Origin of the sequence: Azospirillum brasilense (assembly GCF_005222205.1) — a bacterium.
In the GTDB taxonomy this organism is placed as follows: Bacteria; Pseudomonadota; Alphaproteobacteria; order Azospirillales; family Azospirillaceae; genus Azospirillum; species Azospirillum brasilense_G.
In genome coordinates this window covers 1,399,090-1,422,500 of sequence record NZ_CP032345.1, presented here as the reverse complement: position 1 = coordinate 1,422,500, position 23,411 = coordinate 1,399,090, and the positions used below count along the sequence as shown (strand labels likewise).

General features: G+C 69.8%; 23 protein-coding genes, 1 tRNA gene and 2 rRNA genes (1 of these 26 running past the window's edge). 12 read left to right on the top strand and 14 right to left on the bottom strand.

Annotated elements, in window-relative coordinates; all coding sequences use genetic code 11:
- Both D3869_RS06955 and rrf read left to right on the top strand, forming a co-directional pair.
- Nucleotides 1–813: ribosomal RNA gene (locus D3869_RS06955) — 23S ribosomal RNA — on the top strand; it begins 1,934 nt to the left of the window's first position.
- Between the two features lie 132 nt (nt 814–945).
- Nucleotides 946–1,061 (top strand): 5S ribosomal RNA (gene rrf, locus D3869_RS06950).
- Nucleotides 1,062–1,643: 582 nt separating this feature from the next.
- On the opposite strand, the gene D3869_RS06945 is transcribed toward rrf, so the two are convergent.
- From D3869_RS06945 to D3869_RS06920, 6 genes are all read right to left on the bottom strand, one after another.
- Entirely contained in the window at nt 1,644–2,333 is a 690-nt protein-coding gene (locus tag D3869_RS06945) for an ABC transporter permease (protein WP_137139460.1), read from the bottom strand.
- Between the two features lie 3 nt (nt 2,334–2,336).
- Nucleotides 2,337–3,041 carry an ABC transporter permease gene (locus D3869_RS06940; protein WP_137139459.1) on the bottom strand — a complete coding sequence of 235 codons (705 nt, stop codon included), beginning with the start codon at nt 3,039–3,041 and terminating at the stop codon, nt 2,337–2,339.
- Between the two features lie 125 nt (nt 3,042–3,166).
- Nucleotides 3,167–4,003 carry a transporter substrate-binding domain-containing protein gene (locus D3869_RS06935; RefSeq protein WP_094301562.1) on the bottom strand — a complete coding sequence of 279 codons (837 nt, stop codon included), beginning with the start codon at nt 4,001–4,003 and terminating at the stop codon, nt 3,167–3,169.
- Between the two features lie 120 nt (nt 4,004–4,123).
- Nucleotides 4,124–4,930 carry an ABC transporter ATP-binding protein gene (locus D3869_RS06930; protein WP_137139458.1) on the bottom strand — a complete coding sequence of 269 codons (807 nt, stop codon included), beginning with the start codon at nt 4,928–4,930 and terminating at the stop codon, nt 4,124–4,126.
- A gap of 151 nt (nt 4,931–5,081) precedes the next feature.
- Nucleotides 5,082–6,761 (bottom strand): putative transporter, encoded by a 1,680-nt coding sequence (locus D3869_RS06925; protein ID WP_137139457.1) that lies wholly within the window; start codon nt 6,759–6,761, stop codon nt 5,082–5,084.
- A gap of 71 nt (nt 6,762–6,832) precedes the next feature.
- Entirely contained in the window at nt 6,833–8,512 is a 1,680-nt protein-coding gene (locus D3869_RS06920; RefSeq protein ID WP_137139456.1) for a putative transporter, read from the bottom strand.
- A gap of 409 nt (nt 8,513–8,921) precedes the next feature.
- On the opposite strand from D3869_RS06920, the gene ccmA reads away from it, so the two are divergent.
- Both ccmA and ccmB read left to right on the top strand, forming a co-directional pair.
- The gene (gene ccmA / locus D3869_RS06915; RefSeq protein WP_137139455.1) at nt 8,922–9,611 is read left to right on the top strand and encodes a heme ABC exporter ATP-binding protein CcmA; all 690 of its coding nucleotides are present in this window, start codon (nt 8,922–8,924) and stop codon (nt 9,609–9,611) included.
- Complete coding sequence (gene ccmB / locus D3869_RS06910) at nt 9,608–10,273, top strand: heme exporter protein CcmB (RefSeq protein ID WP_114857883.1); 666 nt, start codon at nt 9,608–9,610, stop codon at nt 10,271–10,273. The genes ccmA and ccmB overlap by 4 nt, the downstream gene beginning before the upstream one ends.
- 192 nt (nt 10,274–10,465) lie before the next feature.
- Here the strand turns inward: ccmB and D3869_RS06905 are convergent.
- A tRNA-Ala gene (locus D3869_RS06905) sits at nt 10,466–10,541 on the bottom strand.
- A 207-nt stretch (nt 10,542–10,748) separates the two neighbouring features.
- On the opposite strand from D3869_RS06905, the gene D3869_RS06900 reads away from it, so the two are divergent.
- From D3869_RS06900 to modD, 5 genes are read left to right on the top strand one after another with little or no spacing between them, the layout of a single operon-like run.
- The gene (locus tag D3869_RS06900) at nt 10,749–11,033 is read left to right on the top strand and encodes a YggT family protein (RefSeq protein ID WP_014238675.1); all 285 of its coding nucleotides are present in this window, start codon (nt 10,749–10,751) and stop codon (nt 11,031–11,033) included.
- A complete protein-coding gene (locus D3869_RS06895) occupies nt 11,033–11,407 on the top strand; it encodes a DUF167 domain-containing protein (protein WP_137139454.1) in 375 nt (124 codons plus the stop codon). Before D3869_RS06900 ends, D3869_RS06895 begins: the two co-directional genes overlap by 1 nt.
- A complete protein-coding gene (folD, locus tag D3869_RS06890) occupies nt 11,400–12,308 on the top strand; it encodes a bifunctional methylenetetrahydrofolate dehydrogenase/methenyltetrahydrofolate cyclohydrolase FolD (RefSeq protein WP_137139453.1) in 909 nt (302 codons plus the stop codon). Before D3869_RS06895 ends, folD begins: the two co-directional genes overlap by 8 nt.
- Nucleotides 12,305–13,321 (top strand): magnesium transporter CorA family protein, encoded by a 1,017-nt coding sequence (locus tag D3869_RS06885; RefSeq protein WP_137139452.1) that lies wholly within the window; start codon nt 12,305–12,307, stop codon nt 13,319–13,321. Before folD ends, D3869_RS06885 begins: the two co-directional genes overlap by 4 nt.
- Nucleotides 13,322–13,341: 20 nt before the next feature.
- Nucleotides 13,342–14,169 carry a ModD protein gene (gene modD, locus D3869_RS06880; RefSeq protein WP_137139451.1) on the top strand — a complete coding sequence of 276 codons (828 nt, stop codon included), beginning with the start codon at nt 13,342–13,344 and terminating at the stop codon, nt 14,167–14,169.
- Nucleotides 14,170–14,211: 42 nt separating this feature from the next.
- On the opposite strand, the gene D3869_RS06875 is transcribed toward modD, so the two are convergent.
- Nucleotides 14,212–14,514, bottom strand: coding sequence for a 4a-hydroxytetrahydrobiopterin dehydratase (locus tag D3869_RS06875; protein ID WP_137139450.1), 303 nt, complete (start codon nt 14,512–14,514; stop codon nt 14,212–14,214).
- 148 nt (nt 14,515–14,662) lie between these two features.
- On the opposite strand from D3869_RS06875, the gene D3869_RS06870 reads away from it, so the two are divergent.
- Nucleotides 14,663–15,076, top strand: coding sequence for a metallopeptidase family protein (locus tag D3869_RS06870; protein ID WP_035669725.1), 414 nt, complete (start codon nt 14,663–14,665; stop codon nt 15,074–15,076).
- A gap of 1 nt (nt 15,077) precedes the next feature.
- Here the strand turns inward: D3869_RS06870 and D3869_RS06865 are convergent, their stop codons facing one another.
- The gene (locus tag D3869_RS06865) at nt 15,078–15,677 is read right to left on the bottom strand and encodes a uracil-DNA glycosylase family protein (RefSeq protein ID WP_137139449.1); all 600 of its coding nucleotides are present in this window, start codon (nt 15,675–15,677) and stop codon (nt 15,078–15,080) included.
- On the bottom strand, nt 15,674–16,420 hold the full coding sequence (locus tag D3869_RS06860; RefSeq protein ID WP_137139448.1) for an NAD-dependent deacylase: 747 nt from the start codon (nt 16,418–16,420) through the stop codon (nt 15,674–15,676). Before D3869_RS06860 ends, D3869_RS06865 begins: the two co-directional genes overlap by 4 nt.
- A gap of 69 nt (nt 16,421–16,489) precedes the next feature.
- Between D3869_RS06860 and D3869_RS06855 the strand changes: the two genes are divergently transcribed.
- Complete coding sequence (locus D3869_RS06855) at nt 16,490–16,963, top strand: low molecular weight protein-tyrosine-phosphatase (RefSeq protein ID WP_137139447.1); 474 nt, start codon at nt 16,490–16,492, stop codon at nt 16,961–16,963.
- The gene (locus tag D3869_RS06850; protein ID WP_137139446.1) at nt 16,960–17,823 is read left to right on the top strand and encodes a fructosamine kinase family protein; all 864 of its coding nucleotides are present in this window, start codon (nt 16,960–16,962) and stop codon (nt 17,821–17,823) included. The genes D3869_RS06855 and D3869_RS06850 overlap by 4 nt, the downstream gene beginning before the upstream one ends.
- A 3-nt stretch (nt 17,824–17,826) precedes the next feature.
- Here D3869_RS06850 and D3869_RS06845 read toward each other — a convergent pair whose 3' ends face one another.
- From D3869_RS06845 to addA, 4 genes are all read right to left on the bottom strand, one after another.
- Complete coding sequence (locus tag D3869_RS06845; protein ID WP_137139445.1) at nt 17,827–18,024, bottom strand: DUF1127 domain-containing protein; 198 nt, start codon at nt 18,022–18,024, stop codon at nt 17,827–17,829.
- Nucleotides 18,025–18,128: 104 nt separating this feature from the next.
- Nucleotides 18,129–19,025: a transcriptional regulator GcvA gene (gene gcvA, locus D3869_RS06840; RefSeq protein ID WP_137139444.1), complete on the bottom strand. Its 897-nt coding sequence runs from the start codon at nt 19,023–19,025 to the stop codon at nt 18,129–18,131.
- A 318-nt stretch (nt 19,026–19,343) separates the two neighbouring features.
- The gene (trxA, locus tag D3869_RS06835; RefSeq protein ID WP_014238663.1) at nt 19,344–19,667 is read right to left on the bottom strand and encodes a thioredoxin TrxA; all 324 of its coding nucleotides are present in this window, start codon (nt 19,665–19,667) and stop codon (nt 19,344–19,346) included.
- Nucleotides 19,668–19,878: 211 nt separating this feature from the next.
- Nucleotides 19,879–23,349 (bottom strand): double-strand break repair helicase AddA, encoded by a 3,471-nt coding sequence (gene addA, locus D3869_RS06830; RefSeq protein WP_137139443.1) that lies wholly within the window; start codon nt 23,347–23,349, stop codon nt 19,879–19,881.
- Between the last annotated feature and the right edge of the window lie 62 nt (nt 23,350–23,411).

The window sequence follows — 23,411 nt, the reverse complement described above, 5'->3', positions numbered from 1 at the left end:
TACTACAGCTTTGCAGTGGTGCTAGGGATCTCATGTGTAGGATAGGTGGGAGGCTAGGAAGCCCGGGCGCCAGCTCGGGTGGAGCCATCCTTGAAATACCACCCTTGAGGTCTCTGGCATCTAACCGCGCTCCGTTCATCCGGAGCCGGGACCCTGCATGGCGGGTAGTTTGACTGGGGCGGTCGCCTCCCAAAGTGTAACGGAGGCGCGCGATGGTGGGCTCAGAGCGGTCGGAAATCGCTCGTCGAGTGCAATGGCATAAGCCCGCCTGACTGCAAGACAGACAAGTCGAGCAGAGACGAAAGTCGGCCATAGTGATCCGGTGGTTCCATGTGGACGGGCCATCGCTCAACGGATAAAAGGTACGCCGGGGATAACAGGCTGATGACTCCCAAGAGTCCATATCGACGGAGTCGTTTGGCACCTCGATGTCGGCTCATCACATCCTGGGGCTGGAGCAGGTCCCAAGGGTTCGGCTGTTCGCCGATTAAAGTGGTACGTGAGCTGGGTTTAGAACGTCGTGAGACAGTTCGGTCCCTATCTGCCGTGGGTGTCGGAGTTTTGCGAGGATCTGTCCCTAGTACGAGAGGACCGGGATGGACATACCTCTGGTGCACCGGTTGTCACGCCAGTGGCATGGCCGGGTAGCTAAGTATGGACGGGATAACCGCTGAAAGCATCTAAGCGGGAAACCCACCTCTAAACCAGAACTCCCTTGAGAGCCGTGACAGACCATCACGTCGATAGGAGGCATGTGGACGGGCGGCAACGCCTGAAGCTGAGCCTTACTAATCGCTCGATCGGCTTGATCCTTCCCAGCCGGCGGCCCGCGCGCAGCGGCAAGCCCTGGGCGCACGAGCCAACACCGCAAGTACAAGAACGCATACGTCCTCACTTAACGAAACCTGCCGTCCCTGTCCGGATGGTTCGCGTGTGCCTTGGTGACCTGGTGGTCATGGCGAGGCTCCCAACACCCGATCCCATTCCGAACTCGGCCGTGAAACGCCTCAGCGCCGATGGTACTGCGTCTTAAGACGTGGGAGAGTAGGTCGCCGCCAGGTCACCACGGCACACGCCAAACCACACCGGACGTGGACGCAGTAGGCTTCGCACCAACTTGGCAATCGGCTTCATGAACGAAAAAGCCGGCGCTTTCCCAACGGGAGGCGCCGGTTTTTCGTTGTGCCTGGGGGCGACGCAGGCCCTCTCCTTTCAGGAGGTTGTTCATTCGACCGGAACCGAGGAAGCTGAAGGTGCGACGTTCAAGCCTTTTCGGAGGGCCGTACTGATGCCGCGGGGTCGGGAAATTGCGGTGCGGCGGGCCTCGCCGGGCACGATCAGAAAATGGTGCGGGCGCTGCAAAACCGAAGGCGTAGCCGGGCTGCAAGCCGTCTGCACGACGGCTCCCGGCGGTCAAAACGCTCGACCCACCCCAGCCGGCGCGCCGCTAAGAGCGTGAGCGCCCATGCGAAAGACGATCGTCATCCTGAATGACATGGTCCGCGACGGCAAGAGGTGGGAAGGCAAACAGCCCTGAACACCACGCCTGAACATCAGGATCGCACCCCCGCTCTCACAGGGGAGAGTGCCGCCGCTTCGCCGATATCTCCCTCCCCTGCGTCAGCGGGGGAGGGACCGGCAGCCTAGCCCCGCGCCCGCAGGTACGGCGTCATGCGCCACTCCGCGTAGCGGATCAGCCGGGAGGCGAGGAAGTTCAGCAGCAGGTAGATGCTGCCCGCCACGATGAACACCTCGAACACCGCGAAGCTCTGCGCGATGATCTTGCGGGCGATGCCGGTGATCTCCAGCAGCGTGATGGTGCTGGCGAGCGAGCTGGCCTTGACCATCAGGATCACCTCGTTGCCGTAGGCCGGCAGCATCTGGCGGATCGCCACCGGCATCACGATCCGGCGGAACAGCAGCGTGCGCGACATGCCGCAGGCCCGCGCGGCCTCGATCTGGCCCTGCGGCACCGACAGGATGGCGCCGCGCAGGATCTCGCTGGTGTAGGCGCCGGTGTTCAGCGTCAGCGCCAGGATCGCGCACCAGAAGGGCTCGCGCAGATAGACCCAGAGGAAGCTGCTGCGCACCAGTTCGAACTGGCCCATGCCGTAATAGATCAGGAAGATCTGCACGAGCAGCGGCGTGCCGCGGAAGACGAAGACGTAGGCGGCCATCAGCCGCTCAGTGACGCGGTTGCCATACAGCCGCAGCAGCGCCACCGCGAAGGCCACGCCCGCGCCGAACAGCAGCGCCAGCCCGACCAGCTGCAGGGTCACCGGAACGCCGCGCAGAAGGGTGGGCACGCTGTCCCACATCAATTCCCAGTTCATGGGTCAGGCCCTCCGCACGCCGCGATTGGCGTAGCGTTCCGCCCGCTCGAACGCCACCGTCGAGACGGTGGTGAGCAGGAGGTAGAGCACCGCCGCTGTGGTGTAGAACAGGAATGGCTGGCGGGTCGACCCCGCCGCCACATGCGACACGCGCATGATCTCGGCCAGCGCCGTCACGGAGATCAGCGCCGTGTCCTTCAGGGTGAGCTGCCAGACGTTGCCCAGCCCCGGCAGGGCGTAGCGTAGGGTCTGCGGCACCAGGATGCGGCGCAGGATCAGCCAGCGCGACATGCCGCAGGCGCGCGCCGCCTCGATCTGGCCGTGGGGCACCGCCTGGACGGCGCCGCGGATCACCTCGGTCGAATAGGCGCCGGAGATCAGCCCCACCGCCAGCACGCCGATGGAGAAGGCGTTCAGCTCGATGTAGCCCTCGTAGCCGAAGACGCGGCCGACGGCCATGACCGCGCCGCTGCCGCCGAAGAACAGCAGGTAGATGACCAGCAGCTCAGGCACGCCGCGGACGACGGTGGTGTAGACCTCCGCCACGCCGGTGAGGGCGAGGTGGCGGCTGAGCTTCGCCGACGCGCCGAGCGAGCCGAAGACGAGGCCGAGGACGAAGGCCGACACCGACACGGCGACCGTCATCGCGGCCCCGCCGAGAAGCTGGCCGCCCCACCCGTTCGGGCCGAAGGAGAGAAGTTCGAACATGGGTTCCCGGCGTAAGCCTCCGCGGGGCGCTTCGCGGAAAACCGCCGCTCCGCCGCCACGCCCGCTTCCGCGGGAATGACGAAGGGTGGCGGCGCGCGAAGCTCCTCCGCGGGGGGAGGTCGGCCTTACTTGATCGAGATGTCGTAGCCGAAGTGCTGGGTGCTCAGCTTCGTGATGGTGCCGTCCTGGTTGGCCTCGGCGATGGCCTTGTTGAACAGCTCCTTCAGGTCGCCGTCGGCCTTGCGCAGGCCCACGCCCACACCCTTGCCCAGCACGCCGCGCGCGAAGGCCGGGCCGAAGAGGGTCATGTTGTTGCCGGCGTCCGCCTTGAGGATGGCGTCCACCGCCGAACGGTCGCCGAAGATGGCGTCGACGCGGCCGGCGGCCATGTCGATGCCGGCGTTGTCCAGCTTGTCGTAGGTGCGGACGGCGACCTGCGGCAGAAGCTTCTCCATGAAGTTCGCCTGGATGGTCGAGGTCTGAACGCCGACCGTCTTGCCCTTCAGCGCGTCGGCCAGGGCGGCGATGGCGGCCTTCGGGTCGTCCTTGGACAGGTCGTAGCGCTCGCCGGGGAAGGTCGCCTTGGCGAGCGGCGACGTCTTCATGGTGCCGAACATCGACGGCTCGGTGCCGTAGGGGCCGGCGAAGGTGATGACCTTCTCACGCTCGTCGGTGATCGACATCGCCGCCATGATGGCGTCGTACTTGCCCTGCTGGATGGCCGGGATCATGCCGTCCCAATCCTGGGCGACGATCTCGCACTCGGCCTTCATCTTCTTGCAGAGTTCCAGGGCGAGGTCCGGCTCGAAGCCGATCAGCTTGCCCGACGGGTCCGTCGCGTTCCACGGGGCGTAGGCGCCCTCGGTGGCGATGCGGATCTTCTTCCACTCCTTGGCCTCGGCGGCGGTGCCGGCGACCGCCACAATGGCGCCGAGCGCCAGGGCCGCAACGATCTTCTTCACGGGAAACCTCCTCTGTTCTGATGCCCTTATGGATGGCTTTTATGCTCGGGCAGGCTCTGAGGTTTACGGTTTTACAGCGCCAGTCAAGGGAATTGAGCGGGCCGTCCTCGCGCGACCGATTCAGCCGTTGCCGGACAGGTGACGCGACAGGAACTGTCGCACGCGGTCCGATTCCGGATTGACCAGAACCCGGTCGGGCGGCCCCCGTTCCTCGATCCGGCCCTGGTGGAGGAACACCACCTCCGACGCGACCTCGCGGGCGAAGCCCATCTCGTGAGTCACGAGGATCATGGTGTTGCCCTCCTCGGCGAGCTGGCGGATGACCAGCAGCACCTCGCCCACCAGCTCGGGGTCGAGCGCGGACGTCGGCTCGTCGAACAGCATCACCTTGGGCTGCATGGCCAGCGCGCGGGCGATGGCGGCGCGCTGCTGCTGGCCGCCGGAGAGCTGCACCGGGTAGGACTCGGCCTTGGCCAGGATGCCGACCTTGTCCAGCAGCTTGCGGGCGCGGTCCACCGCCTCCGCCTTCGGGACGCCCAGCACATGGACCGGCGCCTCGATGACGTTCTCCAGGATGGTCATGTGGGTCCAGAGGTTGAAGCTCTGGAACACCATGCCGAGCCGGGTGCGGATGCGGTCCACCTGACGGGAGTCGGCGGGTACGGTCTGGCCGCCGCGCCCCTTCTTCAGGCCGATGGCCTCGCCGCCGATGACGATCCGCCCCTCGTCCGGCACCTCCAGCATGTTGATGCAGCGCAGAAGCGTGCTCTTGCCGGAACCGGAGGAGCCGATCAGCGTGATGACGTCGCCTTCGCGCGCGGTCAGGGAGACGCCCTTCAGCACCTCCAGCGGACCGAAGCGCTTGTGGACATTCTCGACGAGGACGGCTTCGGGGGCGTGGGGATTCGTGGGCGGGTGTCGGTGCATGCGGGGCTTGTCGGCGGGGGACGGGGCGGGGAACGGTCTGGACCGTCCAACCCTGGACGGTGCCGCTAGGCTAGACCGCCGGACAAACTCCCGCAACGCGGATTTTGCAGGCCCCGGGGCAACCGCGCGATGGGGGAAGCCGGCGGGTTTTTCACCACAGCATCAGCACCAGAAGCTGCGGCGCCAGGATGCGCAGGCACATGGCCAGCGGGTAGACGGTGGCGTAGGCCAGCGCCGGCGCCTCCGACGCGACCACCGCGTTGGCGTAGGCGAGGCCCGGCGGGTTGGTCTGCGCCCCGGCCAGCACGCCGCAGATGCTGAGGAAGTTCAGCTTCATGACGCCGCGCGCCAGCAGCCCGGTCAGCAGCAGCGGCACGAGGGTCACCAGGACGCCCCAGGCCATCCAGGGCAGTCCGGCGCCGCTCGCCATCGTCTCGACGAAGCGGTCGCCCGACGCGATGCCGAGCACGGCGAGGAACAGGACGATGCCGATCTCGCGCAGGGCGAGGTTGGCGGCGGGCGGCATGAACCAGACCAGCGGCCCGATGTGGCCGATGCGCGCCAGCACGATGGCGACGATCAGCGGTCCGCCGGCCATGCCCAGCCGCAAGGGCGCCGGCATGCCCGGCAGGAACAGCGGGATGGCGCCCAGCAGCGCCCCCAGCGTGATGCCGACGAAGACCGGGATCATCTCCACCGTCTGCAGCCGCCGTTCGGAGTTGCCGATGATGCAGGCCGCCGCCTTGAGATCGTCGGGCTTGCCGATCACCGTCAGGATGTCGCCGAACTGCAGCTTCAGCGCGGCGTTGGGCACCAGCTCCACGCCGGCGCGGTTGACGCGGCTGACCACCACGTCGCACGCCCCCTTGAGGTTCAGCGCGGCGATGGACTTGCCCAGCACCGGGTTGGCGGTGACGACGATGCGCTCCCACCGCAGGTCGCTGCCCTTGGTGGTCAGCCGGACGTCGGCCTCCCGCCCCATCAGCAGACGGACCTGTTCGAGCCTTGGGCGCGGGCCGACGACGTGCAGCACGTCGCCCTCCTCCAGCCGGGTGTCCTCGCCGGGCACGCGGAGCTGGCCGCCGCGCAGCAGCCGCGACGCGCAGACCCCCAGGCTCGGCAGCATGGTGAGGTCGCCCAGCCGCACCCCGCGCAGGGCCGGGTTGGTGACGGCGATGTCCATGGTGTCGAGCGCCGCCACCTCGGCGCGCCGGGCGGCCTCGAAGGCCCTGGCCTCCTCCTGCGGGTCGATGCCGAAGACGATCCGCACCGCCGCCATGGCCAGCAGATTGCCGGCGATGCCGAAGGGGTAGGTGACGGCGAAGGCCAGGCCGGGCAGGGCCATCACCGCGGCGTCGGCCCCGACCTCCTTCAGCACCTGCTGCGAGGCGGCCAGCGCCGGGGCGTTGGTCACCCCGCCCGCGAAGACGCCGAGGCCGGAGCCCAGCGGCACGAGGTCGAACAGCACGAGGGCGGCGGTCAGCAGGATGCTGGAACCGACCATCAGCAGCGCCAGCCCGTTCAGCGCCAGCCCGGACTTCTTCAGCGCCGCGAAGAAGCCGGGGCCGACCTGGATGCCGATGGTGTAGACGAACAGGATCAGGCCGAAGTCGCGGATGAACTCCATCATCTCGGCGTTCAGCGTCACCCCGGCCTGCTTGGCGAAATGGCCGACCGCGATGCCCGCGAACAGCACGCCGCCGATGCCCAGCCCGACCCCGCGCAGCCTTATGTGCCCGAGCGCCAGCCCGAGGGCCGAGGTGATGCCCAGCATGAACACCACGCGCGCGATCGGCGGCATGGCCAGGAAGAGATCGATGAGCGCGTGCATGGCCGCGTCTCCTCACGCGAGGACAGACCGTCCGCCGATCCCGTGGGAGGCGCTCCCGCAGGGTTGCCCCTTTACCAGAGGAACAGGACGATCAACTGCGGTGCAAGGATACGCAGAAACATAACCATAGGGTAAACAGTGGCATAGGCGAGGGCGGGAGCCTCCGATGCGCTCATTGCGTTTGCAAAGGCGAGCGCGGGCGGGTCCGTCATGCTGCCGGACAGCAGGCCGCAGATCGTCAGGTAGTTCTGCCGGGCGCAGGCCCGCGCGACGACGCCGACGACGAGCAGCGGGATCAGCGTCACCAGCACGCCGCAGCCGATCCACAACAGCCCGTCGCCGTGCACCAGAGTCTCAACGAAGCGGTCGCCGGACATCAGCCCGACCACCGCCAGGAACAGGACGATGCCGATCTCGCGCAGCGCCATGTTGGCGGCGGGCGGCATGAACCAGACCAGCGGCCCGATGTGGCCGATGCGCGCCAGCAGGATCGCCGCCACCAGCGGCCCGCCGGCCAGACCCAGCTTCAGCGGCGCCGGCATCCCCGGAATGTAGAAGGGGATGGAGCCGAGCAGCACGCCGAGCAGGATGCCGATGAAGACCGGCACGAACTCCACCTGCTGGAGCCGCCGCGCCGAGTTGCCCATCAGCGCCGCCACCCGCTGGAGGTCCGACGGCTTGCCGATGGCGGTCAGGATGTCGCCGAACTGGAGGTGCAGGGCCGGGCTCGGCACCAGCTCCACGCCCGCGCGGTTGACCCGGCTGACCACCACGTCGTAGGCGTCGGCGAGGTCGAGCTGGCCGATGGCCTTGCCCAGCACATGCTCGTTGGTGACGACCAGCCGGTCCCAGCGCATGTCGGTGCCCTTGGTGGTCAGGGTGACCTCCGCCGCCTCGCCGAGCAGCCGCTTCGTCGCCTCCAGCTTGACCCGCGGCCCGACCAGATGCACGACGTCGCCGGCGCGCAGGCAGGTGTCCGGGTGCGGCACCTGGAGGCGCCCCTCGCGCAGCAGGCGGGAAATCATCACCCCCTGGTCGCCGAACAGCGCCATGTCGCGCAGCGGCAGCCCCATTGCCGACCGGTTGCGCACGGCGACGTCCAGCGTCTCCAAGGTTTCCACCTGGGCGCGGCGCTTGCGCTCGAAGGCCTCGGCTTCCGCCGCCGGGTCGATGCGGAAGAGGACGCGGATCAGTCCCATGGTGATGAGGATGCCGACGATGCCGAAGGGGTAGGCGACGGCGTAGCCGAGGCTGGGCGTGTTGATCTCCGCCGCCGAGGCCCCGACCTCGCGCAGCATCTCCTGCGCGGCGCCCAGCGACGGTGTGTTGGTGACGGCGCCGGAGAAGATGCCCAGCACCGCCGGCAGCGGCACCCCACCGATCTCGTGGATCGCCACCGCCACCAGCACCCCTAGCCCGACCAGGGAGGCGGCCAGCAGGTTCAGCGTCAGGCCGGACTTCTTCAGGGCGGCGAAGAAGCCGGGGCCGACCTGCACGCCGATGGTGTAGACGAACAGGATCAGTCCGAACTCCCGCATGAAATGCAGGACGTGATGGTCGAAGGTCAGGCCCAGCGCCTTGGCGACGTGCCCCGCGGCGATCCCGGCGAACAGCACCCCGCCGATGCCCAGCCCCACGCCGCGCACCTTGACCTGCCCCAGCGCCAGCCCCGACGCCGCCACCACGCTGAGCATCAGCATGATGCGGGCGATGTCGGGAAGGCCGTTGAACAGGTCGATCAGCAGGGTCATGGCAGGCACCCGGTCCGGTTGAGCCGCGAAGGGCGAAGGCGCCTATGAATGCCCGCTCCCTCCTGCCGGGGCAATGCCCTGGAATGGGAAGGGACATTCCCCGGATCAAAATTTCGCCACTTTCTGGCCCTAAACCGGAGGAAGCCTTAGGGCATGAAGTGGCTGGCCGGATCTGTGAACCCCTGCGGTCCGGCCCCTAAGCGACGATCAGGGCTCCGGTTTTCCGGGGTCCCCAGCCAGGCCCCGGCTGGATCGGCGGCCATCGCAAGAACCCCCTTGCGATGGCCGTTTCTTTTTGGGGCCGTTTCTGTTTGGCCCGACCTTTTGTGAGGCCGTTTCTTTTTGGCACCCGGACGGGCTGTGCTATAGCTCCCCCCGCCCCGCCCACCGCAAGAGCCCGCCCGCCGCCATGCCCGTTTTCGCCGGTTCCGCGCTGACCTGCCTCCGTGGCGACCGGCTGGTCTTCACCGGGTTGGACTTCCGGATCGCGCCGGGGGAGGCGCTGTTCCTGCTCGGCCCCAACGGCAGCGGCAAGTCCAGCCTGCTGCGCGTCATGGCCGGGCTGCTCAAGCCGATCCGCGGCCGGCTCTCCTGGGACGATGTGCCGGTGACCGACGATCCCGACGCCCACCGCGGCCGCATCCATTACGTCGGCCATCTCGACGCGGTGAAGCCGGTGCTGAGCGCGGTGGAGAACCTGTCCTTCTGGGCCACGCTGGGCGGCGCCGCCGACCCGCGGGGCAACGCGCTGAAGGCGCTCGACCGGCTGGGCGTGCCGCACATCGCCAACGTGCCGGGGCGCTACCTGTCGGCGGGGCAGAAGCGGCGCCTGAACCTCGCCCGCATCATCGCCGCCCCCGCCGCCCTGTGGCTGCTCGACGAGCCGACCGTGGCGCTCGACCGAGCGGCGATCGCCCTGTTCGAGGAGATCATCGCGGAGCACCGGGCCGGCGGCGGCATGGTCGCCGTCTCCACCCATGTGGACATCGCCATGCCCGGCGCCGGCGAGCTGCACCTCGACGAATTCACCCCCGTCCCCCATGACGAGGACGACGGGGGCGAGGACGACGAGGTTGAGGAAGAGGAGGACGCGGCATGACCCGCTTCCTGCGCCTGATCGGGCGCGACCTGCGGCTGGCGCTGCGCCAGGGGTCGGACGCCAGCATCGCCGTGATGTTTTTCGTGCTGTGCGTCGTGCTGTTCCCCTTCGGCGTCGGGCCGGAGCCGAACATCCTCGCCCGCATCGCCGCCGGGGTGATCTGGGTGGCGGCCCTGCTCGCCTCGCTGCTGTCGCTGGAGCGGCTGTTCCAGAACGACTACGAGGACGGCTCGCTGGAGCTGCTGTCGCTGTCCACCCTGCCGATGGAGGCGGTGGTTTTGGCCAAGACGCTGGCCCATTGGCTGGTGACCGGCCTGCCGCTGATCGCCGCCGCCCCGCTGCTGGCGCTGCTGCTGAACATGGACGCCGAGGGCTTCGGGATTCTGGTGCTGACCCTGCTGGTCGGAACGCCGATCCTCAGCCTGATCGGCAGCATCGGGGCGGCGCTGACGCTGGGCGCCCGGCGCGGCGGCGTGCTGCTGTCGCTGCTGATCCTGCCGCTCTACATCCCCGTGCTGATCTTCGGCGCCGGGGCCATCGACGCCGCGCTGAATGGCCTGACCCCGCGCCCGCATCTGCTGCTGCTGGGCGGCCTGTTGGCCGGTGCCCTGCCGCTGGCCCCCTGGGCGAGCGCCGCCGCCCTGCGTCAGGCGGTGGAGTAGAAGGCGGCGCCTCACGGGCGCCGCGATCCCGGACGGCACGGCGGATGGCGCCGTCCAGGGCGACGGGAGGCGAATTTTAAAAGAGATGGACGCGATTTGGCCGAAGCCGTCGTGCGACAGGGCGGTGTACACCGCGGGGAATTCCGCCGCTTCCGGGCGAATTCCTGTGTCGCATCATTGTCTTGGGGGGATTGGTGGAGCCGAGGAGGATCGAACTCCCGACCTACGCATTGCGAACGCGTCGCTCTCCCAGCTGAGCTACGGCCCCACACACCGTCACCGGCGTGCGGCGGATAATGGTGATGTGGAGAGGGCCTGTCAAGCCCCCTGAACGCGCCCGCCCACGGGCATCGGCGGTGGTGCGCAAGGGGATGGCGAAGGGCATGATCGCGGCCCGCCGCGCGGCACTGGACAGCACTCGCCGCTTGTGCTTAGGGTGCCCCGCAAAATCGGACAATAAAGGGACGGGCCGGGCATGATTGCGCTCTACCTGCTGATCGACACCGTTCTCAGCCTCTATGTGTGGCTGCTCATCGCTTCGGCGGTGCTGAGCTGGCTGGTGGCCTTCAACGTCGTGAACACCCGCAACCGCGCGGTCTATGTCATCGGCGACTTCCTCTACCGCATCACGGAGCCGGTGCTGCGCCCGATCCGCCGCGTCCTGCCGAACATGGGCGGCCTGGACCTGTCGCCGATCGCGCTGATCCTGCTGATCTTCTTCATCCGCAACCTGATGGCGGAATACTGGCCGCGCTTCTGATGGCAAGTCCCTTCGAGGCCGCTCCCTTCGAGGCGGTGGCAGACGGCGTCCGGCTGGCGCTGCGGGTGACGCCCAAGGCGTCGCGCAACGCCATCGCCGGGCTGGCCGCCACGGCGTCCGGAGGAACGGCCCTGAAGGTGACCGTCACCGCCGTGCCGGAGAACGGCAAGGCGAACGAGGCGGTGGTGAAACTGCTGGCCAAGGCGTGGAAACTGCCCAAGACCAGCCTGACGGTGGTGGCCGGCGCCACCGACCGGAACAAGATTGTCCATGTGGCCGGCGATCCGGCCGACCTGATGCGCCGGCTGACGGCGCTGGTGGAAACCGCGACCGGCGAGCCGGTGAGCAGCAATGGTGGGAAGAGCGATGGCTGAGGCGAAGATCATCGACGGCAAGGCGTTCGCCGCGGGGCTGCGCGCCCGCGTGGCGGAGGGTGTGGCCGCGCTCAAGGCCAGCCACGGCGTCACCCCCGGCCTCGCCGTTGTGCTGGTGGGCGAGGACCCGGCGAGCCAGGTCTATGTCCGGTCCAAGGAAAAGGCCCTGGCCGATCTCGGCATGAACAGCTTCGACCACCACATGCCCGCCGACCTCGGCGAGGCGGAGCTGCTGGCCCTGATCGACCGGCTGAACGCCGACCCGGCGGTGCACGGCATCCTGGTCCAGCTTCCCTTGCCCAGGCACATCGACACGGCCCGCGTGCTGGCCCGCATCGTCCCGGAAAAGGACGCGGACGGCTTCCACGTCGTCAACGCCGGCCTGCTGGCGACCGGCGGGGCCGGCGCCATCGTGCCCTGCACCCCGCTGGGCAGCCTGCTGCTGCTCCGCGACACGCTGGGCAACGACCTGAAGGGCAAGCGGGCGCTGGTGCTGGGCCGCTCCAACATCGTCGGCAAGCCGATGGCGCAGCTTCTGCTCCAGCAGGACTGCACGGTCACCGTCGCCCACTCCCGCACCCAGGACCTGCCCGGCGAATGCCGCCGCGCCGACATCCTGGTCGCCGCGGTGGGGCGTCCGGAGATGGTGCGCGGCGACTGGATCAAGCCGGGCGCCGTGGTCATCGATGTCGGCATCAATCGCATCGCGCACCCGACCGAGCCGGGCAAGACCAAGCTGGTCGGCGACGTCGCCTATGACGAGGCGGTCAAGGTCGCGGGGGCCATCACCCCGGTGCCGGGCGGCGTCGGGCCGATGACCATCGCCTGCCTGATGCTGAACACGCTGGCCGCCGCCTGCCGCGCCGCCGGCGCCCCGGTCCCCGCCGAGGCCCTTGCATGATCACGGTCCACGCCCGGGTGGGCGGCCGCGTGGTCGAGCAGCCGCTCGCCCTCGGCGAGCCGCTGCCGCCCAACACGGTGTGGATCGATCTTCTCCGTCCCGACGAGGCGGAGCGCGCGCATGTCGGCGCCGTCACCGGCTGCGACCTGCCGACGCGCGAGGAAATGAAGGAAATCGAGGCGTCGAGCCAGCTCTACACCGAGGGGGAGGCCGTCTACCTGACCTCCTCGGTGATCGCGCGGGCCGATTCGCCGATGCCGGAGCAGGGCGAGGTCACCTTTGTCCTGACCCCCCGGCACATGATCACGGTGCGCTTCACCGAGCCGCGCTCCGTCGCCACCTTCGCCGCGCGGACCGGCCGCCAGCCGGAGCTTCTGGCCAGCGCCGAGGACGCGCTGCTGGGCATCCTCGACGCGGTGATCGACCGGGTCGCCGACGTGTTGGAGCTGATCGGCGCCCGCATCGATGGGCTGTCCGCGCGTATCTTCACCGACTCGCTGAACAACGGCGGTCTCGGCGGGGGCGGAACGAGCGGTGGCGGGCGGGCCGCCAAGAAGCCGGACGAGCTGCAGGACGTGCTGCGCGGCATCGGGCGGGCCGGCGACCTGACGCACAAGGTGCGCGACAGCCTCGCCGGGCTGGACCGGCTGGTCGCCTTCCTCTCCTCCGTCGCCGCCGGGCGGCTGACCAAGGAGCAGAAGGCCGCGCTGAAGACGCTGTCGCGCGACCTGCGGTCCCTGAACGAGCACGCCGGCTTCCTGGCGCATGAGGCGAATTTCCTGCTCGACGCCACGCTCGGCCTGATCAACATCGAGCAGAACGCGATCATCAAGATCTTCTCGGTCGTGTCGGTCGCGCTGATGCCGCCGACGCTGATCGCCTCGGCCTACGGCATGAACTTCCATTACATGCCCGAGCTGGATTGGGACTTCGGCTATCCCATGGCGATCCTGCTGATGGTTCTGTCGGCCGTGGTGCCGCTCTGGTATTTCCGCCGCCGCGGGTGGCTTTAACAGACAAAAGGAAACCGCCGATGATCGTCCTGTCCGATGCCGCGCTCGACGCGCTTCTCGCCCAGGACGTTCCCTACGGCGACCTGACCACCGACTTGCTGGGCATCGCCGCCGCCCCGGCGCGCATCCGGTTCGCGGCGCGCGGCGCCATGGTGCTGGCCGGGACGGAGGAGGCCGCCCGCCTGATCGAAAAGGCCGGCGGCACGGTGACGTCCGTCCGGCCCAGCGGCACGGCGGTCGAGGCCGGGACGCCCTTCCTGGAGGGCCACGGCCCGGCGGGCGCCCTGCACCGCGGCTGGAAGGTGGCGCAGACCCTGGTCGAATACGCCTCCGGCATCGCCTCCCGCGCCCGCCGCATCGTCGAGGCCGCCCCCGGCGTGACCGTCGCCTGCACCCGCAAGAACTTCCCCGGCGCCAAGGACCTGTCGGTCAAGGCGGCGCTGGCCGGCGGGGCGGTGATGCACCGGCTGGGCCTGTCGGAAACGATCCTGGTCTTCCCCGAGCACCGCGCCTTCCTGTCCGGCCCGCCGGAGGCGTGGATCGCCGACCTGCGCCGCCGGGCGCCGGAAAAGACGATCGTGGTGGAGGTTGACACGGTGGCGGACGCCATCGCCTTCGCCCGGGCCGGGGCCGACGTGCTGCAGCTGGAGAAGCGCCCGCCGGAGGAGGCCCGCGCCGTGGTCGAGGCGACGCGCGGCCTGCCGCGCCCGCCGGTCGTCGCGGCGGCGGGCGGCGTGACCGAGGACAACGCGGCGGCCTACGCCGCCGCCGGTTGCCCGCTGCTGGTCACCACCGCCCCCTTCTTCGGGCGCCCGGCGGATGTGAAGGTGGTTCTGGAACCGGCGTGAATGTCGTTTCAGTCCCTCTCCCGGGACGGGAGAGGGGAGTCTTCAGCGGTCGCGGTTCGGAGCGATCTGGTCCACGCGGTGGGCGAAATCGACGTCGGCCTGGGTCAGACCGTCGGCGCTGCGGGTGCACAGGATGATCTCCACCCGGCCCATGTCGTTGAACCATTCCGGATGGTGGTTCACCCGCTCCGCCAGCAGGGCGACTTGGCTCATGAAGCCCCAGGCGGCGGGGAAGTCGGGGAAATGGTAGGTCTTGCGGATCGCGTCGCGCTCCAGAACCTCCGCCCAGCCGTGCAGTTCCTTCAGCGCGGTCTGCCGCTTGGCGCCCACCAGCTTGTCCGACATTCCTTCCCCCGTTGTTGGTTGGCCTGTTTGGTTGGTCTGTGCAAGGCGTAACGGACACGGATCGATTGTGGATCAAATCGGTGTTCCGGTCCGCCTTCCGGTTTAGCGCCGCTTGGCCTGGGCGGCAAGCAACGCTACCTTCACCGGTATGATGCGCAAACCGGCACACACCCACACCGTTCCCCCCTCCACCCCCGACCTCGAGCGGATGGCCGAGGACGCGCTGGAGACGATTCCGCGGGAACTCCTGGCCCCGATCGCCAATCTGTCGATCCATGTCGAGGATTTCCCCGACGAGGAGACCGAGCGCGAGATGGAGCTGGAAAGCCCCTTCGACCTGCTTGGCCTCTACCGGGGCGTCGATATGACGCGGCAGAGCGTCGCCGACCTGCGCAGCGGGCCGGACATGATCTTCCTCTACCGCCGCCCGATCCTGGACTACTGGTGCGAGACCGGCGAGGACCTGTTCGCCATCGTCCGCCACGTCCTGATCCACGAGATCGGCCACCATTTCGGCCTGTCGGACGAGGACATGGAGCGCATCGAGGCCATGGAGGGGTGAGTCACCCGTCCAGGGCGCCCAGGGTGTCCGCCACGCGGCGGCGCAGCGTGGGCACCAGCTCCGCGTCGAACCAGGGGTTCTTCTTCAGCCACGCGGTGTTGCGCCAGCTCGGGTGGGGCAGGGGCAGGAATTCCGGCAGGTAATCCCGCCACGCCGCCACCGTGTCGGTCATCGTCCGTTGGCGGCGGTTTCCCAGATAGTGGGCCTGGGCGTAGCTGCCGACCAGCAGGGTCAGCCGCACCCCGGTCAGGGCGGCGCGCAGCGGCGGGTGCCAGAGCGGCGCGCATTCCGGGCGCGGCGGGTAGTCGCCGCCCTTCGGCGCCGTGCCCGGGTAGCAGAGTCCCATGGGAACGATGGCGATCCGGCTCTCGTCGTAGAAGGCGTCACGGTCCATGGCCAGCCACTGGCGCAGCCGGTCGCCGGACGGGTCGTTCCAGGGGATGCCGCTGGCATGCACCCGCGCCCCCGGCGCCTGCCCGACGATCAGCAGACGGGCGGACGGGCTGCCGCGCAGCACCGGGCGGCAGCCGTGCGGCAACACCCCCGCGCACAGCCGGCAGGCGCGGGCCCGTTCGAACAGCTCCTCAAGTGTGTCGGTCACAGGCTCAGCAGCGCGTTCACGAAGGCCGGGACGACCTCGGTCGCCGGGCCGTTGACGGAGTCCGTGAACAGGCTGGCGCCCGCCGACGGCTCCAGGTTCAGTTCCAGGGTCAGGGCGCCGGCGTTGCGCGCCTCGGCCACGAAGCCGGCGGCGGGGTAGACGTTGCCGGAGGTGCCGATGGAGACGAACAGGTCGCAGGCGCCCAGCGTGCGGTAGATCCGCTCCATCTGGTAGGGCATCTCGCCGAACCACACCACGTCGGGGCGCATGCCGCCCTTGCGGGCGCAGGATGGGCAGACGTCCTCCACCGACAGGTCAATGATCCAGTGTTCCACCTTGTTTTGGCAGTGGCGGCAGAAGACCGCGTTCAGCTCCCCATGCATGTGGATCAGCCTGTGCGACCCGCCGCGCTCGTGCAAATCGTCGATGTTCTGGGTGACCAGCAGCAGGTCGCCTTTCCAGCGCCGCTCCAGCTCGGCCAGCGCCAGATGGGCGGCGTTCGGCTGCACCGCGGGGTCGCGCAGGCCGCGCCGCCGGTCGTTGTAGAAGCGGTGGACCAGCACCGGGTCGCGGGCGAAGCCCTCCGGGGTGGCGACGTCCTCCAGATCGACCTTGGCCCAGATGCCGTCGGCGCAACGGAAGGTGTCCAGGCCGGATTCCTTGGAAATGCCGGCCCCGGTCAGGATGACGATGGAGTCGGTCGGTTTCAGATGATTGGCGATGCTCATAATGGCGTTGGTCATGGCGCCCTGGCGGGTTCGGGGAACGGCTGCTAGATCTCGGATGCGGGAAACAGAAAGGAGGAGACCGGGATGGTCAAGGTCCTGTTCGTGTGCACGGGCAACATCTGCCGGTCGCCCACCGCGGAAGGTGTGTTCCGCGACCGGGTTCGGCAAGCCGGTCTGGCGGACCGCATCGGCACCGATTCGGCGGGCACCCACAGCTATCATGTGGGGGAGGCGCCCGACCCGCGCAGCCAGCGCGCCGCCAAGGTGCGCGGGGTGGATCTGTCGGACCTGCGCGCCCGCAAGGTGACCGCGGCGGACTTCGCCGACTTCGACTACATCCTGGCGATGGACGGCGGGCATCTGGCGCAGTTGCGGCGCATGGCCCCGGCGGACAGCCGGGCGACGGTCGCGCTGTTCCTCGACTACGCCCCCGACGCGCCGAAGCGCGAGGTGCCCGACCCCTATTACGGCGAGGGGCTGCATTTCACCGAGGTGCTGGACCTCTGCGAGGCCGGGGCCGCGGGGCTGCTGGAGGCGATCCGGCGGGACCGGCTGTGACCGGCTTGCCCGACCTGCCGTCCGAACTGGAACGGGCTCTGGGCAGCCCGGTCCGGTCGCTCGACCGGCTGGCCGACGGGCACAACGCGGCGCTGTGGGCCGTGACCCTGGCGGACGGCCGGCGGCTGGTGGCGAAGGTCGCCTCCGGAAGCGGGACGGGGCTGGAGCCGGAGGGCTTCATGCTGCGCCATCTGGCCGAACGCTCCGCCCTGCCGGTGCCGGCGGTGCATCACGCCGACGACCGGCTGCTGGTGATGGACCGCATCGACACCGGCGGCGGCATCACCTCGGCGGTGGAGGCGCACGCGGCGGAGCTGGTCGCCGCCCTGCACGGCATCACGGCGGAGCGCTACGGCTTCCCGCGCGACACGCTGATCGGGCCGCTGCCCCAGCCGAACGGGGAGACGGCGGACTGGATCGCCTTCTTCCGCGACCGCCGCCTTCTGCACATGGGCCGCAAGGCGCTGGAGGAGGGGCGGATCGACTTCGGGCTGATGGCCGGGCTGGAGCGGCTGGCCGCCCGCCTGCCGGAGCTGATCGGCGAGCCGGGGCCGCCCTCGCTGATCCATGGCGACCTGTGGGGCGGAAATGTGCTGGCCCGCGGCGGGCGGGTGGCGGCCTTCATCGACCCGGCGCTGCACCACGCCGACGCGGAGATCGAGCTGGCCTTCACCACCCTGTTCGGCACCTTCGGGGACGCCTTCTTCCGCCGCTATGGGGAGATCCGTCCCCTCCGTCCGGGCTTCTTCGAACTGCGGCGGGATCTCTACAACCTCTACCCGCTGCTGGTGCATGTCCGGCTGTTCGGCGGCTCCTACGTCGGGTCGGTGGAGCGGACGGTGCGGCGTCTGGTCGGTTGAGGCTCAGCGCCAGAGCGGTTTCTGCGCCTCGGTGACGGCGTCGTAGCGGGTGATGCCGATGTCCCGCAACTCCCGGTCGGACAGGGAGAGCAAGGCCTCGCGCTGGCGGCGCTGGTCGCGGAGGTGGGCGATCCAGGCCAGAAGCGCGCGGAAACGGCGGACAGGCAAATGGGTGGTGCGGGGGAGGACGTGCAGCGTCATGGTGGCCTCCGGCGTGTGCGATGAACACCAGCATCGGGCCGCCCCGACCGCTCCGCAAACGGGACCTTTTCATCGTCGGGTGAGCGGATTTCACCTGAGGCGGCTCACCGCCCCTGGGCGAACTCCGCGCGCATCCAGGCGCGGAAGGCGGCGACCTCCGGGCGGCGCAGGCTGTCTTGGGCGGTGACCAGCCAGTAGGCGCTTTTCGCGCGCAGGCGCGGCCCCATCACCTCGACCAGCTGGCCGGACTCCAGCTCCGGATCGACGGTCGGGCGCCGCCCGATGATGACGCCCAGCCCGCGCACCGCGGCGTCCACCGCCATGTGGATCGCGTCCAGCCGCAACCCGCGCTTCAGCCCGTCGTCCAGCGCCGACGGCGGCAGGCCCGCGGCTTCCGCCCAGGCGGTCCAGTCCTCCGACACGTCGGCGACGTGGAGCAGCGGAATGGTGGCGAAGTCGGCGGGGCCGGCGATGCGCGCCGCCAGGGCGGGGGCGGCCACCGGGACGAGGTCCTCCTCCATCAGCTTCAGCGCGGCCAGACCGGGCCAGTCGCCGCGGCCCAGCCGGATGCCGACGTCGATGCCGTCGCGGGGGAACTCGACCACCCGATGGGCGGTGTCCAGCGCCACCGTGATCGCCGGGTGACGCTCCTGGAAGGCGGGCAGGCGGGGGATCAGCCAGCGCAGGGCGAAGGTCGGGGCGGCGCTGACCGAGAGCCGCCCGCTGGGCGCGCGGCCGGGCACGCTTTCCGTCGCCAGCGCCAACGACTGCAGCGCGTCGCGCACGCGGGGCAGGTAGGCGTGGCCGGCGGGGGTCAGCGACAGGCTGCGGTTGCCGCGCAGGAACAGCTCCACCCCCAGCCAGTCCTCCAACGTCTGGATGCCGTGGCTGACCGCGCTGGGCGTCAGGTGCAATTCTTCCGCCGCCGCCTTGAAGCTCTGGTGGCGGCCGGCGGCCTCGAACAGGCGCAGGGTGTTGAGGGGCGGCAGACGGTAGGCCATGGCCCGCGCAGTCTGCGGTGTTGGCGTATTGGCTGCAAGGGAATGTCCTCAACCACCGGAGCAAAGAGCCCTCGCCCCCCTGGGGAGAGGGAGGGGACCCGCGCCGTAGGCGTGGGGAGGGTGAGGGGGCCGGTGCGCTTGCCGCGCACCGCCAAGGGGCATGCTGCCCCTTGGCAATCCCCTGGCGTGGGCTTGATGCCCACGCTGCCCCCTCACCCTGACCCTCTCCCCGGAGGGGAGAGGAAATTGGTCTTGCAGTGCCCAAACAAAAAGCCCCGCCGAAGGGGCGGGGCTTTTCGATCGTCCGGGGGGCGGGGCTCAGAGAGCTTCGTCGACCCACGTGAACAGGGCGGTCTTCGGCAGGGCGCCGATCTTGGTGGCGGCGACGTTGCCGTTCTTGAACAGCATCAGCGTCGGGATGCCGCGCACGCCGTACTTGGTCGGGGTGCCGGGGTTGTCGTCGATGTTCAGCTTGGCGACGGTGACCTTGCCGCCATACTCCTTGGCGAGGTCGTCGAGCGCGGGAGCAATCATCTTGCAGGGGCCGCACCACTCCGCCCAGAAATCGACCAGGACCGGACCGTCGGCCTTCAGCACGTCCTGCTCGAAGCTGTCGTCGGTGACCTTGATGGGATCGCTCATGTGACCTCTATGCCTGGGTTCAGGGGCACCGCCGCGCCGATTTTCCACCGGCGGCGGACCCATCCCTCATCGGTGGAATTTGGCAAAATGTATGACCGACCCCCCTCGCCGGTCAAGCCGGGGCGCGAATGCGGTCTCGTCAACCCAATCCGCCGCCCCGTGCAACGCGGCCGGGGGTGAAAAGTTCCAAAGGCGGACTATCGCGCGCGCCTCACTCCGGAAGCTCCATCAAAGCCGGGGTGTCGGTCCACAGCAGGACGCAGCGCACGGCCTTGTCCGGGTAGATGGCGCGGAGCGCCGCGCGGTAGGCCTCCATCTGGCGGACATAGACGGGCGGCACGTCCTCCGCCCGGACGGGCGGCGGGCGGTTGGTCTTGTAGTCGACGATCCACACCGCGTCGTCCTCGATCACCAGCCGGTCGACCCGGCCCGACAGGGCGCGCCCGGTCACCAGACCGACCACCTCCACCTCGGCGCGGGAGTTGGGGCCGAACAGGCGGGCGAAGCGCGGGTCGGTCAGGACGCGCATCGTTTCGGATGCGATTTCATCCTGCCGCTCCGCCGTCAGCTCGTGGCCGGGACGGGCGAGGTAGCGGCGGGCGGCGGCCTCCCGCGCGTCGGGCGGCAGGTCGGGCAGGGTCTGCATCAGCCGGTGGATCAGCAGGCCGCGCTTGAAGCGCGCGCCGTCGTCCTCGCCCAGCGGGGAGCGCATCGCTGGCTCGTCCCCGTCCGGGCGGGAGGGGGTGAGGGGGCGCGACGGCTCCGGTTCCTCCGGGGCGGCGGCGGTCAGCCAGGGCGGCGCTTCCTGCACCGCCAGCACGCGGCCGGCCCCGGCGCCGTCCGGTTTGGGCACGGCGGTCTGCGGGTCGGCCAGCCGCCAGCCCTCGCCGCTCCAGCCGTCCGGGCAGAGGGTGGAAAAGTCGAAGGGGTGCGGCACGCCGATCTCGCCCATCGCGGCCTCGACCAGCTTGTACCAGCAGGTGTCGGACGGCTCCTTCTTGCCCTGGTAGCCGCAGACGTACAGCCTGTCCTCCGCGCGGGTCAGGGCGACGTACAGCAGGCGCCTGTACTCCTGGTCGCGGCGGCGGTTGGCGCGGGCGCGCGCCTCGGCGCACAGCGCGTCCTCCTGCGAGCGGCGAGCGGCGAAGAGCGGCACGGCGCAGCCCTCGTCGGGCCAGAGGATCGGCGGGCTCTGGGTCGGCGTGCCCAGCGTGTCGGGCAGGAAGACGATGGGCGCCTGGAGCCCCTTGGAGCCGTGCACCGTCATGATGCGTACGCGTCCGCCGCCCTGCTCCAGCTCGCGCTTGATCTCCGCCTCGCTGGCCGCCAGCCAGGCCAGGAAGTTCTGCAGCGACGGCGGCTCGGTCTTCTCGAAGGCGAGGCATACGGCCAGGAACTCGTCCAGCGGGTCCTGGGCGTCGGGGCCGAGCCGCTTCAGGATGGCGCGGCGGCCCGACCCGTCCGGATCGGCCGGGCAGGGGGCGGCCAGCAGCCCGGCGAACAGCTCGTAGGGCGCCAGGAAGTCGGTGCGGGCGAGCTGAGCGCCCAGATAGCGGCGGGCCGGGCGGTAGGCCGGGTCGTCCTCCGCCTTCGCCACCAGCGCCCGCCACAGCGTGCCGCGCCGCCCGTGGGCGAGGTCGAACAGCTGGTCCTCGGTCAGCCCGACCAGCGGCCCCTTGAGGACGGTGGCCAGCGTCAGGTCGTCCTCCGGCAGCAGCAGGAACTCGCACAGCGCCATCAGGTCCATGACCGCCAGCTGCTCGGTCAGCACCATGCGGTCGACACCGGCCACCGGAACGGCGCGGTCCTTCAGGGCGCGCACAAGCTCCGTCACGAAGGCGGTGCGGCGGCGGACCAGCACCATCACGTCGCCGGGCTGGATCGGCCGGCCGCGCGACTCGAGCGACTCGCCGCGCTGGGTCCAGTCGCGGATGGTGTCGGCGATGACCGCGGCCAGCCGGGCCGACGGCGAATCGGCGGCCTCGCGCTCCACCGGCGGCGCCCAGGCGGGCGGGTCGGCGGCCTCCGCCGGCTTCACCGGGGGCCACAGCTCGACCAGACCGGCATGGCCGCGGCGGAAGGCGCGGTGGCGGATCACCGGGCTCGTTTCGGAAGCGACACCATCCTTGGCGCCGTCCAGCCCGAACACCGCGTCCACGGTCTGCAGCACGGTGGCGGTGGAGCGGAAAGAGATGTCCAGCGCCACCGCGTGCCAGTCGCGCTCGGCGGCCTTGGCGCGGGTCTGGAAATGGCGGCGCATCCGGGCGAATTCGGCGGGATCGGCGCGCTGGAAGCTGAAGATCGACTGCTTCTCGTCGCCCACGGCGAAGACGGTGCGCGTCGTCTCGCCCCCGTCCCGGGCGCTGAGGCCGGCGAAGAACTCCTCGGCGATGGAGCCGACGACCTGCCACTGCTCCGGGTTGGTGTCCTGGGCCTCGTCGATCAGGATGTGGTCCAACCCGCCGTCCAGCTTGAACAGCACCCAGGGCACGGCGGGGACGCCGTCCTTGCCGCGCAGCAGGGCGTTGGCCGACAGGATCAGGTCGTCATAGTCGAGCAGCGCCTTGGCCTTCTTCTTCGCCTCATAGGCGCTCAGAAGCGACTCGGCCAGGGTCAGCAGGGCGGTGGTGGAGGCGGCGACTCCGGCCGAGCGAACCCGTTTCATCAGCGAAACGAGCCGCTCCGCCTCACGCTCCAGAGCCGTCAGGGCAGCGGGGAAGGAGGTTGCCGGCTTCTTGGTGATCAGCGTCTTGCGCGCGCCGCCCTCCGCGGTCAGGAAATGGCGGACGTAGATCTGGAAGGCGCGCACGCGGTTTTCCGCGGCGTCGAGCCAGCTCTGGATGCCGACTCCGCGCTCCTCGTCGGTCTTGCTGCCGGTGGACAGAGCCCGGCAGGCGTCGCGCAGCCCCGGAACGTCGAAGGCGTGGTCGGCGCAGGCCTCGCGCAGGATGGCGGCCTCGGTGATGCCGGGCGGCACACCCAGGGCCTCGTGAACCGCGTCCACCGCGCCGTCCAGCCCGTGGAAGCTCTCGAACAGGCGCTGGATGCGCCCGCGCTCGCTGGCCAGCTCGGCCAGGATGTCGGCGAACTCCTCGGCGTTTAGCTCGGCGGTCAGACGGGCCATCGCCTTGCCGAGCGGGCTGTCGGGGGCGGCGCGCCCGGCGTGCAGCACCTCGTCCCGCGCCTCGGTCAGCAGGCCGGCGGCGGTGCGCTCGTCCATCACCTCGAAATGCGGGGCGAGTCCGGCCTCCAGCGGGAAGCGGCGCAGCAGCGACTGGCAGAAGGCGTGGATCGTCTGAATCTTCATGCCGCCCGGGCAATCCACCACCTGGGCGAACAGCCGGCGGGCGATGGTGCGCGTCTCCGCGCTCGGCCGCTCGCCGCAGAGGTCGGCGAGCCGGTCCTCCAGCCCCTCGTCGGGCAGGGTCGCCCAGATGCCCAGCGTGCGGTTGATGCGGATGGACATCTCCGCCGCCGCCGCCTTGGTGAAGGTCAGGCAGAGGATGCGCGCCGGCGCGGTGCCGGACAGCATCAGCCGCAGCACGCGGTCGGTCAGCACCTTCGTCTTGCCGGACCCGGCGGAGGCGCCCACCCACACCGACGACAGCGGGTCGGAGGCAAGCCGCTGCGCGACGTTGGGGTCCAGCGGAAGCTCGCGGACGGGGAAGTCGAGGACGGTCATGGGCGGGTCGTCATGTGTGAGGCGTTGCCCCCACCCTCCCCATGCTGCGCATGGGTCCCCTC

Bases quoted from the DNA above. Each gene is read 5' to 3' on its own strand.
- D3869_RS06945 (WP_137139460.1), bottom strand. From the start codon at position 2,333: ATGAACTGGGAATTGATGTGGGACAGCGTGCCCACCCTTCTGCGCGGC.
- D3869_RS06940 (WP_137139459.1), bottom strand. From the start codon at position 3,041: ATGTTCGAACTTCTCTCCTTCGGCCCGAACGGGTGGGGCGGCCAGCTT.
- D3869_RS06930 (WP_137139458.1), bottom strand. From the start codon at position 4,930: ATGCACCGACACCCGCCCACGAATCCCCACGCCCCCGAAGCCGTCCTC.
- D3869_RS06925 (WP_137139457.1), bottom strand. From the start codon at position 6,761: ATGCACGCGCTCATCGATCTCTTCCTGGCCATGCCGCCGATCGCGCGC.
- D3869_RS06920 (WP_137139456.1), bottom strand. From the start codon at position 8,512: ATGACCCTGCTGATCGACCTGTTCAACGGCCTTCCCGACATCGCCCGC.
- ccmA (WP_137139455.1), top strand. From the start codon at position 8,922: ATGCCCGTTTTCGCCGGTTCCGCGCTGACCTGCCTCCGTGGCGACCGG.
- ccmB (WP_114857883.1), top strand. From the start codon at position 9,608: ATGACCCGCTTCCTGCGCCTGATCGGGCGCGACCTGCGGCTGGCGCTG.
- D3869_RS06900 (WP_014238675.1), top strand. From the start codon at position 10,749: ATGATTGCGCTCTACCTGCTGATCGACACCGTTCTCAGCCTCTATGTG.
- D3869_RS06895 (WP_137139454.1), top strand. From the start codon at position 11,033: ATGGCAAGTCCCTTCGAGGCCGCTCCCTTCGAGGCGGTGGCAGACGGC.
- folD (WP_137139453.1), top strand. From the start codon at position 11,400: ATGGCTGAGGCGAAGATCATCGACGGCAAGGCGTTCGCCGCGGGGCTG.
- D3869_RS06885 (WP_137139452.1), top strand. From the start codon at position 12,305: ATGATCACGGTCCACGCCCGGGTGGGCGGCCGCGTGGTCGAGCAGCCG.
- modD (WP_137139451.1), top strand. From the start codon at position 13,342: ATGATCGTCCTGTCCGATGCCGCGCTCGACGCGCTTCTCGCCCAGGAC.
- D3869_RS06875 (WP_137139450.1), bottom strand. From the start codon at position 14,514: ATGTCGGACAAGCTGGTGGGCGCCAAGCGGCAGACCGCGCTGAAGGAA.
- D3869_RS06870 (WP_035669725.1), top strand. From the start codon at position 14,663: ATGATGCGCAAACCGGCACACACCCACACCGTTCCCCCCTCCACCCCC.
- D3869_RS06860 (WP_137139448.1), bottom strand. From the start codon at position 16,420: ATGACCAACGCCATTATGAGCATCGCCAATCATCTGAAACCGACCGAC.
- D3869_RS06855 (WP_137139447.1), top strand. From the start codon at position 16,490: ATGGTCAAGGTCCTGTTCGTGTGCACGGGCAACATCTGCCGGTCGCCC.
- D3869_RS06845 (WP_137139445.1), bottom strand. From the start codon at position 18,024: ATGACGCTGCACGTCCTCCCCCGCACCACCCATTTGCCTGTCCGCCGT.
- gcvA (WP_137139444.1), bottom strand. From the start codon at position 19,025: ATGGCCTACCGTCTGCCGCCCCTCAACACCCTGCGCCTGTTCGAGGCC.
- trxA (WP_014238663.1), bottom strand. From the start codon at position 19,667: ATGAGCGATCCCATCAAGGTCACCGACGACAGCTTCGAGCAGGACGTG.
- addA (WP_137139443.1), bottom strand. From the start codon at position 23,349: ATGACCGTCCTCGACTTCCCCGTCCGCGAGCTTCCGCTGGACCCCAAC.